The organism is Glutamicibacter sp. NPDC088483, assembly GCF_044753145.1.
GTDB lineage: Bacteria > Actinomycetota > Actinomycetes > Actinomycetales > Micrococcaceae > Glutamicibacter.
On the sequence record NZ_JBIVMP010000006.1, the window covers coordinates 293,394 to 311,442 of the forward strand.

General features: G+C 60.8%; 12 protein-coding genes. 10 read left to right on the plus strand and 2 right to left on the minus strand.

Translation table 11 applies throughout. From position 1 onward, the window contains the following. Positions 1–116: 116 nt before the first annotated feature. Positions 117–1,148: a ketol-acid reductoisomerase gene (gene ilvC, locus ACIP6G_RS14550; protein ID WP_332731768.1), complete on the plus strand. Its 1,032-nt coding sequence runs from the start codon at positions 117–119 to the stop codon at positions 1,146–1,148. A gap of 274 nt (positions 1,149–1,422) precedes the next feature. Then, positions 1,423–2,688, plus strand: a complete 1,266-nt coding sequence (locus tag ACIP6G_RS14555) for a hypothetical protein (RefSeq protein ID WP_400290942.1) — start codon at positions 1,423–1,425, stop codon at positions 2,686–2,688. Between the two features lie 136 nt (positions 2,689–2,824). On the opposite strand, the gene ACIP6G_RS14560 is transcribed toward ACIP6G_RS14555, so the two are convergent. Beyond that, a complete protein-coding gene (locus ACIP6G_RS14560) occupies positions 2,825–3,481 on the minus strand; it encodes a hypothetical protein (protein WP_400290944.1) in 657 nt (218 codons plus the stop codon). 164 nt (positions 3,482–3,645) lie between these two features. On the opposite strand from ACIP6G_RS14560, the gene ACIP6G_RS14565 reads away from it, so the two are divergent. Then, positions 3,646–4,350 carry a class I SAM-dependent methyltransferase gene (locus ACIP6G_RS14565; RefSeq protein ID WP_332595374.1) on the plus strand — a complete coding sequence of 235 codons (705 nt, stop codon included), beginning with the start codon at positions 3,646–3,648 and terminating at the stop codon, positions 4,348–4,350. A gap of 56 nt (positions 4,351–4,406) precedes the next feature. On the opposite strand, the gene rfbA is transcribed toward ACIP6G_RS14565, so the two are convergent. Further along, a complete protein-coding gene (gene rfbA, locus ACIP6G_RS14570) occupies positions 4,407–5,324 on the minus strand; it encodes a glucose-1-phosphate thymidylyltransferase RfbA (RefSeq protein WP_332595373.1) in 918 nt (305 codons plus the stop codon). 105 nt (positions 5,325–5,429) lie between these two features. Between rfbA and rfbB the strand changes: the two genes are divergently transcribed. From rfbB to ACIP6G_RS14605, 7 genes are all read left to right on the plus strand, one after another. Beyond that, positions 5,430–6,446, plus strand: coding sequence for a dTDP-glucose 4,6-dehydratase (gene rfbB / locus ACIP6G_RS14575; protein WP_105658120.1), 1,017 nt, complete (start codon positions 5,430–5,432; stop codon positions 6,444–6,446). After that, positions 6,446–7,867: a bifunctional dTDP-4-dehydrorhamnose 3,5-epimerase family protein/NAD(P)-dependent oxidoreductase gene (locus tag ACIP6G_RS14580; RefSeq protein WP_332595372.1), complete on the plus strand. Its 1,422-nt coding sequence runs from the start codon at positions 6,446–6,448 to the stop codon at positions 7,865–7,867. The genes rfbB and ACIP6G_RS14580 overlap by 1 nt, the downstream gene beginning before the upstream one ends. A 435-nt stretch (positions 7,868–8,302) precedes the next feature. Beyond that, complete coding sequence (locus tag ACIP6G_RS14585) at positions 8,303–10,831, plus strand: LuxR C-terminal-related transcriptional regulator (RefSeq protein WP_400290947.1); 2,529 nt, start codon at positions 8,303–8,305, stop codon at positions 10,829–10,831. Continuing rightward, complete coding sequence (locus tag ACIP6G_RS14590; RefSeq protein WP_400290950.1) at positions 10,828–13,515, plus strand: LuxR C-terminal-related transcriptional regulator; 2,688 nt, start codon at positions 10,828–10,830, stop codon at positions 13,513–13,515. Before ACIP6G_RS14585 ends, ACIP6G_RS14590 begins: the two co-directional genes overlap by 4 nt. 568 nt (positions 13,516–14,083) lie before the next feature. Then, positions 14,084–15,613: a sugar transferase gene (locus ACIP6G_RS14595; protein ID WP_332595077.1), complete on the plus strand. Its 1,530-nt coding sequence runs from the start codon at positions 14,084–14,086 to the stop codon at positions 15,611–15,613. Between the two features lie 639 nt (positions 15,614–16,252). Continuing rightward, positions 16,253–16,786, plus strand: coding sequence for a hypothetical protein (locus ACIP6G_RS14600; protein WP_146112301.1), 534 nt, complete (start codon positions 16,253–16,255; stop codon positions 16,784–16,786). Further along, entirely contained in the window at positions 16,783–18,012 is a 1,230-nt protein-coding gene (locus tag ACIP6G_RS14605; RefSeq protein ID WP_400290952.1) for a hypothetical protein, read from the plus strand. Before ACIP6G_RS14600 ends, ACIP6G_RS14605 begins: the two co-directional genes overlap by 4 nt. The last annotated feature ends 37 nt before the right edge of the window (positions 18,013–18,049 follow it).

Below are 18,049 nucleotides of genomic sequence, written 5' to 3' on the forward strand. Positions count from 1 at the left end.
AACGACTTCAAGAGACACGAACTACAAATTTAGGTATTTGGCACCTAGCTTAGAAGAAAGCAACAGTGCCTAAGCACAAGACTTCTTTACCAGAAGCACAAATAAGGAGAATTACAGTGGCTGATCTGTACTACGAAGACGACGCAGACCTCTCGATCATCCAGGGCAAGAAGGTAGCTGTCATTGGCTACGGCTCCCAGGGCCACGCCCACTCATTGAGCCTGCGCGACTCGGGCGTCGAGGTTATCGTCGGCCTGGCTGAGGGCTCCAAGTCCCGTGCCAAGGCCGAGGCCGAAGGCCTTAAGGTAGCTACCGTTGCCGAGGCAGCGGCTTGGGCAGATGTCATCATGATCCTGACCCCGGACCAGGTCCAGGCCCAGGTCTACACCGAGTCGATCGCCGAGCACCTCGAAGAGGGCAACGCGCTGTTCTTCGGCCACGGCTTCAACATCCGCTTCGGCTTCATCCAGCCACCAGCCAACGTCGACGTTGCACTGGTTGCTCCCAAGGCACCAGGGCACACCGTGCGCCGCGAATTCGAAGCCGGCCGTGGCATCCCTGACCTGATCGCCGTGGAGCAGAACTTCACCGGCGGCGCCAAGGAACTGGCACTGTCCTACGCTGCAGGCATCGGCGGCACCCGTGCCGGCGTTATCGAGACCACCTTCACCGAAGAGACCGAAACCGACCTGTTCGGCGAGCAGGCTGTGCTCTGCGGTGGCACCTCCCAGCTGGTCCAGTACGGCTTCGAGGTCCTGACCGAAGCTGGCTACAAGCCGGAAATCGCCTACTTCGAGGTGCTGCACGAGCTGAAGCTGATCGTCGACCTGATGTGGGAAGGCGGCATCGCCAAGCAGCGCTGGTCGATCTCCGACACCGCTGAGTACGGCGACTACGTTTCCGGCCCACGCGTGATCACCCCAGAGGTGAAGGAAAACATGAAGGCTGTGCTGGCCGATATCCAGTCCGGTGCTTTCGCCAACCGCTTCATGGAAGACCAGAAGGCTGGCGCTCCGGAGTTCAAGGAACTGCGCGCCAAGGGCGAAGCCCACCCAATCGAGACCACCGGCCGCGAACTGCGCTCGCTGTTCTCCTGGATCTCGGATGCATCCTCGGATGACTACGTAGATGGTTCGGTAGCCCGCTAATTGCGAGCTGACAACTAGCTTCATAAGCTGAAAACCGCTGGCTCTGAACGATAGGAATATCGTTTAGAGCCAGCGGTTTTCGTTTAAATGCATGTTGCGTCCATTCTGCGATGAGCGCATCGAAAAGGGAGCTGCACTCCTGCTGTGTGCTGAAGTGCCGCGGCCTGAAGGAACTTTAGTATTCAATCTTTTAGTGTAAGAATTGTTCCGGGCGAGAGCAGAACGAACAATGCCGCCGCCGCTGTTCAGTAGCTGATAGTTCAAGGAGCAAAAAGTGGCTAGCGAAGATATTGAGATCGTTTCTGATGGAAATGGCGTGGCAGTCCTTGGCGAACGCAGCGCCGTTGACAAATTCGTGGAATCCGTCGGCTTGATTTCCAAGGAACTGCCCTTGGAACGCGTAAGCAAAGCAGCTGGCCTCAGTGCAACCGCGATGCAAGCCGGTAGCGGGATTGCGCAGACGTCCGGACGCTGGATCAAGCTCTCGGAAGACTCAGCACGGATCTTCAATGCCAAGAACCTGATGGCTGGATCGGAGAACGGCCTGGCGCGTGCAGTCGTCATGAAAGATGGCAAGATCAGCAATTTGCTTGAAATCGTCACCAGCCCAACGGCGATGCTTTCAAACCCGGCTGTTCTGGCAGGCGTGGGTGGGATTATAGCCCAATACGCGATGCAGCAGAGCATGGATGAGATCACCGATTACTTGAAGGTGATCGACGAGAAAATTGACGATATCCTCCGTGCGCAGAATGACGCGGTCCTAGCGGATCTTGATGGTGTTGGAATGCTCATCGATGATGCCATGGTCGTGCGCGACCAAGTGGGGCATATCGGCGAGACGACATGGTCAAAGGTTAATTCGAATGCCAAGACCATCGCAACGACCCAGTCCTATGCGCTGCGGGCCTTGGCAGGATTAGCTGAAAAGCTGGAAAACAAAACGAAGATGGGTGAACTGGCCAAGATCACCCGCGAGATCGAATCAAAGGCCACCCAGTGGTTGGCAGTACTGGCACGTTGCTTCCAACTCGAAGACGGCATGTCTGTTCTGGAACTGGACCGTGTGCTCAACGGGTCTCCTGACGAACTGGAGAATCATCGAATCGCGCTGCAGATCGCGCGCGAACGCAGAATCGCACACATTACGAAGGTGACCGAGCAGCTTCTTGAGCGAATCGCTGTCGTCGCCGGACTGGCGAATTCAAAGGTGCTGCTGCATCCGAAGTCATCGAGCGAAGTCGTGAAGGCGACGAATGCCGTCTCGAATGATCTAGTGGAATTCCAAAGCCGATTGGGAATCGAGAGCGCCTACGGGGCACTGGAGTCAAAGAAGTGGCTCAAGGCTGTCTCCGAGGTTCGGGACAAGGTGACTGATGCAGGCGCTGATGGCTTGAGCGCAATCAAGCAGTTTGGGGACGAGACGAAGAACCGTGCCTTGGACAAAGCCGAGGACGTAGCAACTTCATTTGCCGAGAATATCAAGAAAAGCCGCAGTGGGGAGTCCGCGAAGGATTCTCCAGAAGCCATTGAGAAGTAGGAGCTGGCGGAACTAGATTCTTCCCTCGCACTTGGCTCCATTGCATTTCAAATAAATCGACCTCGGTTGCTTCCCATATGGGAAGCAACCGAGGTCGATTTTTTAGTTTGCTGGGTCGGATACCAGCCAGGCAGGTTTAGAGCTTCGAAGCCCGGTAGCCGGCCTTGCGCGCATCAGCTGCAGTCTTGAAGCATTCTTCTGGCTTCGTGATGTTGTAGAAGCGCTGTCCCTTGACGTGGTACTTCCACTCCTTCTGGCTGCCGGTGCGGTTGCCCTTCACCGGGTAGCCTGCAGGGCAGTTCTTTGCCTTGCCGCTCATCTTCACGGAACGCTTGGCGGCCGCCTTCTTCACCAGCAAGGTCTGCGTCTTCTGAATGGTCGAGGTCTTGCCCTTGAGCTGGTACTTGACCGTGGTGGTGACCTTGTAGGTGCCCGCTGCGAGCTTGACGGACTTCTTCTTGCTGGCGACGGTCTTCTTGCCCTTGACCACCTTCAGCAACGCCGACTTGATCTTCACGTTCTTTGCCTTGGAATAGCTAGGCTTGATGGTTGCCTTGGCTGAACCCTTGACAGTCTTCGTGCCGATTTTCTTGATCGTTACCGCAGGAGCCTTTTTCTTCGCAGCAACGATGCTGGCAGATGAAATGCTGGTGGGCAACGGAGCGGCCGAAGCCGCGGAGACACCGGAGAATACAAGTGCTCCCGAAGCGATGACAGCGAACGAACGCTGAACTAATTTATTCAATTTCTCCCCATGGAAAGTCGAGCGAGCATGGGCACTGATCGGTCCCATGTGCTGATTCTAATCTGGACTGGGAATAGAAACTATGGCTGGACGCGATTGTGATCGATTGCGGCTAATGCAGTCAAAGCGTTACCCGAGCAGTCGAGTGTTTTCCCAATGATTAGTTGAAGCCCTTGCTAGGCTCGGGCAAAACCATGCAAAGGAGCGCGCCCGTGCCACAGGAAAGCAACTACGACGATTTCGCCCAGGACTACGCTGACGAGAACGAATTCAGCATGCTGAACGCCTACTATGAGCGGCCGGCCACCTTGGAACTGGCAGGAGAGGTTGCCGGCCGGAACATCCTGGATATCGGCTGCGGCGCCGGCCCGCTGTCGGAACAGCTCATGAGCCGTGGAGCGAGCGTCTCGGGCTTCGACACCAGCCGGGCAATGGTGGACCTGGCACGCCAGCGGCTGGGCGAAGATGCCGACCTGAAAGTGGCGACATTGGGGGAGAAGCTCCCGTATGCCGACAACGGTTTTGACGATGCCATTGCTTCCTTGGTGTTCCACTATTTGCCGGACTGGGACTACGCACTGGAGGAAGTCCGCCGGGTCCTCAAGCCCGGCGGCCGGCTCATCATGTCGGTGAACCATCCGATCCTCTACCCGTTCAACCACCGAGGCAAGGACTACTTCCAGCTCACGCAGTACACCGACGAAGTGACTTTCAAGGGGAAGCCTGCCGAACTGACCTATTGGCATCGGCCTTTGCATGAAACCATGAAGGCACTGATCTCCGCAGGGTTCGCGGTGGAGCGTGTTTGGGAGCCGCCGTATGCCAAGGATGCGCCCGAAGGCGTGATTCCAGAAGCCTTGCGTGAACGCGACGCGTTCTTGAGCTTCCTGTTCTTCTCGCTGCGCTCGACGCGCTAGCCAGCGCACTGCTTCCGGGTGCCAACGGCGTCCGGAAGCCGCGAAGCCCTCGAATGTCAGCTGATAGCCGGCATAGCGGCAGGACGCGTTGAATGATGGGGATCGACGAAACTGTTTTCTGCCAGCTGAAGCAAGTAATCGCCATACCCGCTCTTGCCCAACTCCCGGCCCAAAGTGCGCAACTGGTCATCGCAGATGAACCCCTGGCGCCATGCAACTTCCTCGGGAGAACCGATCTTCAAACCCTGCCGCGCTTCGACAGTGCGCACGAAGTTGGAGGCGTCGTTGAGCGAATCGAAGGTTCCGGTATCAAGCCACGCAGTTCCGCGGGCCAGCACCGTGACGTTGAGGTTGCCCTCTTCGAGGTACAAGCGGTTGATGTCGGTGATCTCAAGCTCTCCACGGGCCGAAGGCTGCAATGTCCGGGCTTTGCCAACCACGGAATTGTCGTAGAAGTACAATCCCGGAACAGCGTAGTGGCTTTTCGGGTCCAGCGGCTTCTCTTCCAGCGATACGGCCCTTCCGGAGCTATCGAACTCGACGACGCCGTAGGACCTGGGATCCTTGACCCAGTAGCCGAAGATCGTCGCGCCGGTCTGGTCGGCGTAGCTTCCCAACTGGGTGCCGAACCCCGGTCCATGGAAGATGTTGTCACCCAGCACCAGCGCCACGGATTCCCCTCCGATGTGCTCGGCGCCAAGTATGAACGCTTGGGCCAGGCCTTCAGGCCGGGCTTGCACGGCATAGGACAGAGTGATGCCGAACTGCGAGCCATCGCCGAGCAAGGACTTGAACTGCCCCTCATCCTGCGGCGTCGTGATGACCAGGATGTCCCTGATTCCAGCGAGCATCAGCGTGGTCAGCGGATAGTAGATCATCGGCTTGTCGAAGACAGGCACCAATTGCTTTGAGATGCCTCGCGTGATCGGGTGCAAACGAGACCCGGTTCCCCCAGCTAGAATTATTCCCCTCATGGCTATCGAGCCTAATGAAGCGGGCAGGGATCTTGTCAGAGTAGTCATACTCGAGAATTGCTAGGAAGCTGCTTGGCCGCGGTGCCCACTGGCTACATTGGTGAGATGAAAAGAATCCTTGTAACTGGGGGAGCAGGATTCATTGGGGCAAATTTCGTGCACCATATGATTGCGCATTCCGACAGTGAAATCACCGTATTGGATAAGATGACCTACGCCGCCAACCGGCAGTCGCTGGAAGGCTTGGACAGCAAACGCGTCAACCTTGTTGTTGGCGACATTTGCGACTACGTGTTGGTCAACGAACTGGTGCCGCAGCATGATGCTGTGGTCCACTTCGCGGCAGAGACGCACAACGATAATTCCTTGCATGACCCGCGCAGCTTCGTGAATTCCAATGTCTTGGGAACTTTCGAACTCCTGGAAGCCGTGCGCAACCACGGTGTGCGCCTGCACCATATTTCCACCGACGAGGTCTATGGAGACCTGGAACTCGATGATCCGCAGCGCTTCACCGAAACCACGCCCTACAAGCCATCCAGCCCTTATTCGGCTACCAAAGCCTCCAGCGACCTGCTGGTCAAGGCCTGGGTCCGTTCCTTCGGGATCGAGGCGACGCTATCCAACTGCTCGAACAACTACGGGCCGTACCAGCATGTGGAGAAGTTCATCCCGCGGCAGATCACCAACGTCCTGGGGGGATTGCGGCCCAAGCTCTACGGCAATGGAGCAAATGTGCGCGATTGGATCCACGCCAGCGACCACTCCTCGGCGGTGCAGCTCATTCTGGAAGCGGGCCAGACCGGGCGCACCTATTTGATTGGTGCGGACGGAGAGAAGAGCAACCGCGAAGTGCTCGCCCTGATTCTGGAGCTGATGGGCAGGAAAGCCGATGACTTCGATGCGGTGGCCGACCGGGCCGGCCATGACCTGCGCTATGCCATCGATTCCACGGTGCTGCGCACCGAGCTTGGCTGGCAGCCGCGGTACACCGACCTGGTGCAGGGCCTGGAGCAGGCCATTGGCTGGTACCGTCAGCACCGCTCCTGGTGGGAGCCGGCCAAGGCACAGACCGAGCAGCGCTATGCGCAGCAGGCCGATGCGTTCAAGGTTGCCAGCTGATGGGCGGCGCGGCACAGCTACGGGTAGAGGACAGCCCGATTCAGGGACTCAAAGTGGTCAGCCTGCCGGTGCACCGCGATGAGCGCGGCTGGTTCAAGGAGAACTGGCAGCGGGAGAAAATGGTGGCTGCGGGTTTGCCGGACTTCCGTCCGGTGCAGAACAATGTCTCCTTCAATGGCCAGCGCGGGACCACTCGCGGATTGCACGCCGAGCCATGGGACAAATACATTTCGGTGCTGTCTGGGGAGATCTTCGGCGCCTGGGTGGACCTGCGTCCCGGACACGGTTTCGGCAGGCTGTTCACCGCTCAGGTGGGCGAAGGCCAAGCGGTCTTCGTGCCCCGCGGGGTGGCCAACGCCTTCCAGACCCTGGCCTCGAATACCGTGTACTCCTACCTGGTCACCGAGCACTGGACCGAGCCAGCCCGGTTGGAATACAGCTACGTCAATCTGGCCGACCCGGATTTGGACATCCCCTGGCCCATCAGCTTGGATGAGGCCATAGTTTCACAGGCGGACAAGGAGCACCCACCGCTGGCGCAGGCGAAACCAGTGCAGCCCAAGAAAATTGCGGTGCTCGGCGGGAACGGTCAGCTCGGACGTGCCTTCGCCCAGCTGGCGAAGTCAGATGAACGGATCGCTTTGTATACCCGCGCCCAGACCGACTTGCAGTCCCCGGGCTTCGCGGCATCGCTGGACCTTGCAAATTGCAGCCACGTGGTCAACGCGGCGGCGATGACCTCAGTGGACCGGGCGCAAACCCCTGCGGGCAGTGCCGAAGCGTGGCAGGTCAATGCCGTGGCCGTGCGCCAGCTGGCGTCACGATGCGCCGAGCGGGGGGTGCCGCTGGTGCATGTGTCCACCGACTATGTGTTCGATGGCGCGCAACGCGAGGTTGATGAGTTGCATCCGATCGCGCCGCTCGGAGTCTACGGCCAAAGCAAGGCCGCCGGCGAGCAGGCCGTGCTGGCCCACACCAGAAACTATGTGGTGCGCACCAGCTGGGTTATCGGGCAGGGCAACAATTTCGTGTCCACCATGCGCCGGCTCGCCGAGCAGGGAATCGCGCCCAGGGTGGTCGATGACCAAATCGGCCGGTTGACCTTCGCCAGCGAGCTGGCCCGCGGCATCATGCATTTGATTGATGCCGGCAGCGCCCCGGGGACCTATCACCTGCAGGGTGGCGGCGAACCCGCCAGCTGGTACCAGATTGCCTGCGAGGTCTTCGCCTTGTGCGGCCATGACCCGGATTCCGTGCAGCCGGTTTCCACCCGGGAGTATGCCTTGGGCCGGCCGCAGTTGGCACCCCGGCCGGCGAATAGCACGCTGGACACCGCAAAATTGCAAGCGACCGGCTTCGCACCGAAGCCGTTAGCCGACTTGCTGGATCAGTTCCTTGGCCAGAATCGCGTAACGCCATAAAAACCGGGTAGGTAAATATCGGGTGTGGTCCCAGTGAATGGCAGGTGAACGGCCAGAACCCCTCATCCAGGCTCGTCAATCCTGCCCAAGGTGCGAGTTATTCCAAGTCAACTAGAAAAGTCATGGGGACTAACTCGTTGTTCCCGAGTGAAGGCGAAGTGCTGTGCAATCACTGGGAAAAGAAGAAAAAGTGACTGAGCTTCATTTATCCTGCCGAACCCAGTGTTCTCGGTGCCTTTAAGTCCTAGGATGGGGAAATACGAGGAAGAGTCCTGACAGATTCTTTCGCGGTTAATTTGGGGGAACGAACCGATTGGGGCGGTTTGAATAATGGAATATTCACGAATTCTCTCGCTGGCGGGCACTCGCAATGCTCAAGCGCAGCGGGGAGATAGCAAGACAACTTCGAAACTCTCGCGGATTTCGCAAGGCATTTTGGGCAGAGTCCTGAACGACCCGCATTGCGCCGGAGCTGTGGTCTCCGGACCACCGGGCAGCGGTCGAAGGGCGCAGCTGGAAACCGACTTGGGCCAGATGGCCGAGCCGCCGAAGCTGATCCGGCTGAACGGAAGCAACTTCGGCACGAAAGTGCCTTTCGGTGTGCTTTCATTCCTGCTTGCCCAAGTCGACGTGGCCGGCGCTTCGACCCGCCATGAGCTGATCCACCAGCTGGGTCGGGTGCTGTGCACCGACCGGCGCCCGTCGATGGTGGTCCTCGGGCGGCCTGAATTAATCGACGAGCAATCCAGCTCCTTGCTCGCCCAGCTGGCCACGATGGGCAAGATCAAGCTTTTCGTGATCTGCGAACACGTGCAGGATCTTCCTGGGGACCTGTTCGCCTTGTACCGTTCGGGCCGGCTGGCGCACCAGCGCGTCGAGCGCATGGGCAGCATGGAAACGCACGCTTTCGTCCAGCAGGAATTGGAAGGGCGGGTCTCCGCCTACGCCTCGGCAACCCTGTGCTACTTGGCCGGGGGCAACCGCTCGCTGATGCTCAAGTTGATGCACAGCTGGCGCGAAGACGGCCATCTGCTGCAGCACAACGGTACCTGGGCCTTGCGGATAAACGCGCTCGATTCCGGGCCTGCGATGCAGGCCCTGCACGTTTCGCTGACCCATGGGCTCGATGACGGTGAACGCGAACTGCTCGGGGCCCTGGCACTGGGCGGGCCGGTGGAACTCAACCGCATCCGGCGTTCGGGCCTGACCTGCGAGCTTGACGGCTTGCTGAACCGTGGCCAGGCCAAGTACCTGCCCGGCGCCGCCTACAAGGTAGGCATATCCAATCCGCTGCTGTCCCTGCTCGTGCGCGCCGAATCCAGCAATCAGGCTCACCCTCACGGTGTGGAACTGCTGGCCAAGTTGCACAAGGACCCATTGGCTGCCCGAATCCTTGCGCAACTGAAATCCCTGAACGACCTTGGCGACTACGAATCGCAGCTCAGGGTGGCAGAAGACTTCCAGCAGCAGGGCTATCACGCCGAATGCTGGCCAACTGACCCGCGCACCCGGGTGGCCATCGTGGAGATGCACGTGCGCGCGCAGGCCATGCTCGGCCAGCTGTCCAACGGACTCGAAGCAATCGACCTGGCCAGGGCGGGACTGGCCCAGGCCGTCAGGGAGTCCGGTCCGCGCGAATCCCTGGATACCGCATTCCAGGAACTGGAACTGCTCAGCACGTTCGCGACCTTATTCAGCACCGAGATGACCAAAGAAACGAGCATCGCCGGCAGCAGCGAGTCACTGCTGTCTTCGTCAGGCTGGATGAGCGAGTCATTGCACCTGCGGTCCCTGTCGTTGCAAGCTGCCAGCTGGGCGGCGCAGTCGCGACAGGCCGATGCCATGAAGCTGGTCAGTTACGTGGACGGGGAACTGCGCAATATCCGCTTCAACGGCCCGACGGTCTCGAATTTCCATTCCGAGGACGCAGCAGACATAGAGTTCCAGCTGCTCCAGGCCGAATTGCTCTCTGGAGTCTGGAACGCGGCATCAGCCCGCGCCCAGCGCCTGGCCGAAGGGCAGTACATCAGTCCCTTGCTCATTTCCTACGGGGACATCATGCGGGGGATCCTGCTGGGACTGGGCAATGACTACGACGCTGCCTTGCGCCTGCTGGAACCGAACCTGCACCAGATGCAAGTGGCCGGAGACCGGGGAACCGAAGCGCTGATTGGGTCGGTCATTGCCTATGCGCTGGCTTGCTCCGGGAGGCGGGTGGAGGCATCCGCACTGGTATGCCCTGAATACGGGACCCCCGGAGCGATGCAGATGCCGCTGAGCTTCTACTCCTGGGCGGCAGAAGTCTTCTCCTGCCTTGCGTTGGCCGAACTCGGCTCGCCGCAGGCTGCAAGGCTGCGGCTGGCAACCTTCGCCCAGCGTGCCCGCGGCGGCCAGCACACCCTGCTCGAAGCGCTGACCTTGGGGTTCGCCGCGCGGCTGGGAGACCAGCTGGTGCTGCCGCAGCTGCGCAGCGCCGCCAGACGCTGCGAGGGCCTTGTCGGACAGAATCTGGAGGCGCTCGCAGACGCGGCGGCGGCCAAGGACTCGCCGCGCTTGGCAGCGGCTCTGGACAGCATGGTCGAGGCCGGGCACTTGCTCATGTCCGTGCCATCGAACAACGAGTTCGTCGCATCAATGGAAGCCAGGGACCAGCGCAAGCTTTCCCGGACAGTCAACGGCCGCAAGCGGGCCTCGGCTCCGCAGATCCAGCAGCACGACGAGCTGCAGTTTGAAGCCATCGAACAGCAGCCTGGCTGGATGCGCGAGCTGACCAAGCGTGAGGCCCAGATCGCCAAGATGGCCATAACTGGCAAAACGAATTCGGAAATTGCCAAATTCAATGGCGTCTCGATTCGCACCGTGGAGGGGCATCTGTACCAGGTATATTCCAAGCTCCAGGTCCGCAATCGCCAGGAGCTCACTGCGCTTGACCGCACCAGCCGCCGTACCGCAGGGCTGCGATGAAACAGCATCAACTGATTGCCAAGACCAGGACAACTGAATACAACCAGCTGCTGCAGATCCTGCAAGGGCCAAGTCCTGCCGGCGTCTTGCTGCTGGGCGAGCAGGGCGTGGGCAAGACCAGCCTCGTGGAGGCAGTGCTGGCTTCCCCGGGCATGGGCGAGCCGGTCATGACGCTGTATTGCACGCCGTCCTTGAGCACTATTGCCCATGGTGCCTTGTCGCCATATCTGGGGGCCCTGGAGAGCATCGACGAGCCGGTGAGCGTGCTGCGCGAGCTGAATCGGAGCCTGCTTTCCAGCCGCGGGCAGGTTGAACCGCATATCGTTGTGGTCGAAGACGCGCAGTTCCTGGACCCGCAGTCCTGCTTTATCCTCTCTCTGCTGGTGGAAAACGCCGACGTGAAGGTGCTGGCCCTGGGCAGCGGGTCGCTAGAAGCGGATAGCCCGCTGGGCGCGCTGGCCGAGCTGGGATCCTTCACCACCATGGCCCTGCAGCGCCTGGACCGCAAAGGAGTGCGCGCGGTGGCCGAAGGCGTGATCGGACGCAAGCTCGCCGAGGGCACGGTGAGCCTGATCGACGTGGTCACCGGCGGTAACCCCAGCTTCGTTGAAGCCTATGCTGCATCCTGCCTGGAGCAAGGCACGCTTTTCCACGATGACAGGTTGCTGCAGAGCCACGGGCTCCACGAGCCGGTATGGATCGTGGCCCGCGCACTTCCGGAAATCGATACGCCAATGTTGACGCTGGGCCGGGAAATCACCCGGACCCTGTCCGTTCAGGAGCAGCAGTCGCTGTTGCTGTTGGCTTTGGCTGGCCCGCAGCCCCCAGAAGTGCTGGAGCAGTGCGGATTGCCTTACCAGCGGCTGCTGAAAATCGGTGAGCTGATGCAGCAAGGCCCGGCAATGGTCTTGAAATCCAAGCTGATGCAGCGGATCGTCCGCGCCTTGGCCACCGAACATGACATCGCACAGCTGCATGACCTGTGGGTTACCGCGGCGGTCTCGCTGGGAAAGGAGCCAAACGCCCGCGAGGTGCTGTGGTCCTTGGAAACCGGTAAGCAGGTGCCCATGAAGTTGGTCCTGGATCTGGCCGAGCAGGCCGCTCGGGAACTGAATTTCGGGTTGGCCCTGCGCCTATGCGTCCTGGGTAAGCTCGCCCGGCATCATGGGCAAGGAGCGCTGCTCGAAGCGCGGATGCTGCTGAGCATGGGGCGGCACCATGCCGCGCGCGCGCTGTTGCTGCGCCTGATCGATCAGCTGACCGATCTGGCGCTGCTGGGGCAGGCCTACGCCTACCTGCTGGAGGTCACCACGAATATCGGAACCGATGGCGTCGAATTGGGGCGGATCCTGGACGATTGGAAGCATCGGGCCCTGGGGCACGCGGACGCAGAAGAGGTAGCCAGCTTCTTGGCCCTGCATAGCGCAGGGGCCAGGGTCCTGGATTTCTGGCTCAGGGTCAATACCGCCCGCGGTCCACTGCCGAGCGTTTCCGAGCTGCAAGAATTCCTGGAAGACCGGCTGCTGCCCGCGCAGGTGCGCTTCATCGGCATGATGATGCTCAGCGACCTGCACACGTCCGCCGGCCGGTGCCAGCAGGCCCTGGATCTGATGGAACCGGCTTTGCAAGACCTCAAGGAGTACCCGGCCCCGCAGGCCATGTACGAGGTCCGGGTGTTCTTCCGCATTGGCTGGAACCTGCTGTTCTTGGGACAATACGAGCGCGCCGCGGCATTCATCGACTCCTACCGCCATCCCCGGCTCCGTTCCATCCAGTACTACCAGGGGGCAATCTCGCTGCTCGACGGCGTCAGCCACCTGCTGCAAGGCAGAGTCCAGCTCGCCATGGCCAAAATGGCCGAGGCCGTGACGGAACTGCAGATTGCGGACACCACTCAACTGCTGGCCTTGGCCAATAAACTGTACCGGCTGCTGCTGGCCCGGTTGGGCTTTCCGGTGCCTGAATCCCTGGTGATCGGGCCCGGGTCCTCCAGTTCCAGCGGGACGATTTCGCTGAACGGACAGCTGGGCGAGGAGTCGTCGAAGCAGCGGATACTTGCACGGGCCTTCGCTGCGGGTCTGGGTTATCCGTATCCGGGTGAGTCGCTGGAGTGCTTCCCGCTGGTGGAACGCGAATTCCTTTTCAGCATGACCCGGCAGCTGGGGGACCAGGAGCTGGCCGATTCCCAGATGGGTGAAAGACTGCGTGCCTTGGCTGCGGGGCAGCAGGGTTCGCGAGCGGCGTTTTTGGCGCGCCTGATGGACTTGCGAGGCTCAGAGCTTGGCGAGCCGCTGGAGCAGCTGGCCCAGGACGCCCTGGCCAAGAAAGAATACCTGGTGGTGATCGAGGCCTGGGCCCGGGCGGCCGAACGCTACGCCCAGTCCGGGGACCAGCGGCGCTGCGGCGCCTTGCTGCGCCGGGCCGCCCAACTGATCGACCAACAGGGGATGGACCCGGGAAAGTACATCGCCCGTGTCCTGGCGCTGACCGAATTGACCGCCCGGGAAGCGGAAATCGTCGGCTTGGCCCGGCAGGGATTGAATAACGCGCAGATTGCCCGGACCTTGACGGTCTCGCAGCGCACGGTGGAGGGGCATCTCTACCGGGTATTTTCGAAGTTGGGGATTACCGAGCGCGCGGAATTGGATCACGCAGGGCTTGAAGCGGGTACAACCGGCAGGTAGCACGTGCCGGTTTGCGCAAACTTGGAGTAGGTACCACCCGTGCCCGGCCCAGCACAGGTGGGTAATGTGATTTGCGGGAGCTGGAGACTTACGCAGGCGTTCTTTTGCGAACGAGTGCCTATCCGTAGGGTGCGCGGTCGGTGCCGTGGCGGCGAAGCTCTTCCCTGAAACGGGGCCGGTGGCCAGCGAATCCGCGAGGATTGCCCCCAGCGCGGCCGCCGGCTCCTTCCCGAATAGACCCTGTGCCGGCAACCCCTCTGCGCCGGTGCAGGGTTTTTCCATGCCCGGAAACTTCCTTCCAAGTAGCGAGCGAGTATGAACCAAGTGCCGCGTGAGTATTTGAAGGATATGCAGGCCATCTTTTGAGTGTTCTTCCACTCGTGCATCGGATGAATTCGCATCATAGGCTCAAGGTCGAGAACGGCAGCCGGGCTGGTGGGACAGCGCGATTGCCATGTGTATTGGGGAACTCGCTTATTTCTTGGGGGAATACAGATGATTGACGTTGTGTTGCCGGTTTGCGACCACCCTTGCTGCGTCGAATCGCTAGCCAGGGCGGGAACAAGCCATGTCGCAAATTAGCAGCAAGCTGCGCGAAGATCGGGTATCTTCTCTCGGCACCTGGACGTTCGCACCTCCAAGGACAAATCAGGAAACCGGTACCGCCAGTGCCCGGGGCCGCGCTTATCTGCGTCGGCTTTACGGCACTGATCTGCTGGTCATTTCCTTGGTGAGCTCCTTGCCGGCAATCACGCAATTCCAGAGCTCGCAGATGCCGCAGTTCATTGCGGGCAGCACGCATTACTACGCGCTGGCCGGGTTGCTGCTCACCTTCGCCTGGATGGCCAGCTTGCTATCCTTCAAGGCCCACCGGCTGGGAAGTGTTGCCGTGGGGATGCAGGAATACAGGATCATGGTCTATTCGGGGCTGGCACTGTCGGGCTTCATGGGGGTACTTATCGTGCTCACCGGCCAAGACAGCCTGAAAATTTTCCTGGTCCTCTCTTTGCCGCTGGGACTGCCCGCACTGCTGCTGAGCAGGTGGACCTGTCGCCAGTGGCTGAGCTGGCGCAGCCGAAGCGGCTACGCCTTGAGCAATGTGCTGATCTACGGCCAGCCCACCGACGTCCCGTACGCCGTTCGCCAGATTTCCAAGAAATCCGGGCCCGCCTACCGGGTTGTTGGCGCGCTGATGGACGGCGCGGCGGATCCGGAAGCCGAACGCGATATCCGCAAAACCGATCCGACCCTTCCTCTGGCCTACGACACCGGCGCCATCGAGCAGGAAATCCAGCGGTTGCATGCTGATTCGGTGATCGTGGCCGGACCATTGCCCGGTGGCAATGAAGCCTTGCAGCAACTGGGCTGGCGGCTTGAGGGCACCGGGACCAGGCTCATCGTGGCCTCCTCGATCATCGGGGTTGCCAGCCGCCGCGTGCGGACCAGCCCCGTGGATGGGATGCCGCTGCTGCATGTGGAACTGGCAAAGTTCACCGGAGCGCGATACCTCTGCAAGCGCGGCTTCGACATCGTCTTCTCGCTGCTCGCCTTGCTGGCCTTGTCACCGGTTTTCCTGGTGATCGCCTTGCTGATCCGGCGCGAGGGCCCGGGGAAGATCTTCTTCCTCCAAGAACGGGCCGGACAGGACGGCCGCCCCTTCAAGATGATCAAATTCCGCACCATGGTCCACGATGCCGAAGCGCAATTGGCCGCCCTGCAAAAGCTGAATGAAGGGGCAGGGCCGCTGTTCAAATTGAAAGACGACCCGAGGGTCACCCGGTGCGGCAACTGGCTGCGCAAGCATTCATTGGATGAGCTGCCGCAGTTCCTCAACGTCCTGCGCGGGGACATGTCGGTGGTCGGACCCCGTCCGGCGCTGTTCGCCGAAGTGGAAACCTATGATGGCCACGCCCGCCGCAGGTTGCTGCTGAAGCCGGGGGTGACCGGACTTTGGCAGGTCTCCGGACGGTCAAACCTGGAGTGGAAGGAAAGCGTGCGGCTGGATCTGTACTACGCAGAGAACTGGACCGTGCTCAGCGATTTGCGGTTGATCTGGCGTACCTTCCAGGTCATGGTCAAGCCCGACGGTGCCTACTAGGAGCCAGGATGAGAACTTGCATCGTGCCCGCGGCGTTGACTGCGGGCACGCCGTGGCAGGGCCACTGGGACAAGAAGATATCGGGCCGCATCAATTTGCAGCCAGGATCCGCAAGCATGCGCTACCTCTCATCGGGTGCCAAGCGCAACCAATGTTCGAAAACAAAGCAGTACGGATTCTGTGGGGGATCAGAAAATGCGTTCGTTGCGAGCACATGAGCCTGGAAGCACTCGGGCTATCAACAAGAATTGCTCTGGCGGGACACCGCCGGATGCGCATCAACCAGTCCATCCGATTTCCTGCGCGGGAGAATTCCCGCTTGCGAGTTCCGGGTGGGCTCATGAGGCGGAGTCGGCGGCATGTCAGTCGCGCGAAAACACGACTTGCCCCCCAGCTGCCGCCGACTCCTTTGCCACGAAACCCGCCGGACGGATAAGAATTCTGTCAACGCTGGCGATGCTCTGCTCGTCGATCTTCTTGCTTGCAGCGTGCACTTCAGCTGCGCCCAAGGCGAGCGAGCTGGACAATGCGTCGCCGCAAGAACAAGCACCATCACCGTACGCACCGCCAACTGGGAAGCCCCAGGCCAATCCGACGAAGGCACCGGAAGACAGTGCGCCGCAGCTGGAAGCTACCAAAGTGCCCAGCGACGAGCCAACACCCGAAGTAGAGAAGCCAGCGGACTACAGCGGGATAGCCTTCGAAGCCGGCGATGGAAAGCTGCCGGTGGTGAAGCGCTCCGGTGAAGCAGTCAGGGCCGCAGACCGCATGCCGGCGAATATGAAGGATGCGACACAAGCCAGCTATCGGGACGGCGTCAACGTCACGGTTGCCGCGATCGGCAATGGCATCGTGAAAAGCGAGGGACCAGGCTATTTCACCGGAGCGAAATACCGGGTGTACGAGGTCCGGATTAGCAATGGATCCGGTGAGGAACTGGACATCTCCAGTGTGATCATTAACCTCGTGCCGGGCAAGGGCCAGCAGGCAGCACTGCCGCTATACGGCGAGGTCGAGGCCTATGACTTCTCTGGCACGATCGAGGCAGGAAAGCAGGCCAGCGCCCACTACGCCTTCATCGTCCAAGATGCCGGCGCCGTGGCAAAGGTGCAGGTGGATCTGGACAACCAGCACGCTCCAGGGTTGTTCACGTTGAAGGCAGAGAAGAAATGACTCTAGCCAGAACCCTGCTGAACAAGGTTGCCGGTGTAGCTTCATCTTCCACGGCACAGGCAATCCAGTCCCTGACGAGCCTGATTGTGCTGATGCTGGCCGCCAAGCTTCTCGGGCTGGAGGCGCTGGGCCTCATTTCGACGCTTTACGGAGCGCTGATCCTTGCAGCCGCCATCATCTCCGGCTTTGTCGGCGACTCGTTGACGGTACTGGACCGGCATGATCCGCATGTGCGGGCCGGACTGCGCTTCTGGCTCGCGTTGCTGGCCCTGTCCCTGGGGGCCATTGCAGCGTTGCTTTGCTGGGCGGGTACCGAGCTGGGCTTGCTCGGAGCTGTGCTCTACGGCCTGGCAGTGGTTGCCTACGTCGCTGAAGAGCTGGTTCGGCGCAGTTACATGGTGATCCTCAGCTTCGGAAAGCTGATCGCGGTAGACCTGGTGGTATTGGGAACCACCAGCATGGTGCTGCTGGGATTCGGCGTCTTCTCCACCTTGACGCTGGAAGCGTTCTTCTTGGCGGTCCTGGCCGGGCAATGCGCCGGAACCGCCTTCGGTTGGCGGCGCCTGCCAAACAGCGAAAAAACGCCGGCCCGCCGTCCGGCGCAAATCCGGGCTGTGGCCAGATTCGGAATCTGGCGCTCTGCCCTGCAAGGACTGCGCCCGGCCCAGCTGACCGTGATGCGCGTGCTCGTCACCGCCTTGATCGGCCTGGCCGCAGCCGGCGCGCTGGAGGCGGCTAGGCTTTATGCTGCTCCTGCGATGCTACTGGTCACCGGCACCTGTGCCTACCTGTTTGCGTCACTGGCCCGCGACCGAGATGCCGGTCCTTGGCGCCAGCTGAAGAACACTGATTCGGTGGTGCTCAAGCTTTTGCTGGCCACCGCAGGCTGCGCGGCCATTGGGCTGGTGCTGCTGCCTTGGGGCGGACCTCTGCTGACGGGCATCCGCCCGTCAGGTCTTGCTGTTACCGGGTGGCTGGCGTATGCCAGCGCGGTGGCGGCATCCACGCCGTATGGCCTGCTGGCTGCGGTACACGAGAATGCACGGCCGGTATTTGCTATCAGGTTCATGGACAGCATCCTGTCCGTGGTGCTGATTGCCTCGGTCCTGGTATTCACTTCGGACTACCGGCTGGTTCCGTGGGCCGCCGCCGCTGGTGCCTTGGCCGGCGGCTTGGCCATGCGGCGGTGGCTGCAGAAATCGGTTGCCGTGCACTTGCCCCGGTAGGGGCAACCAGCGGGCCGATTCGCCCAGCAGCGCTGAC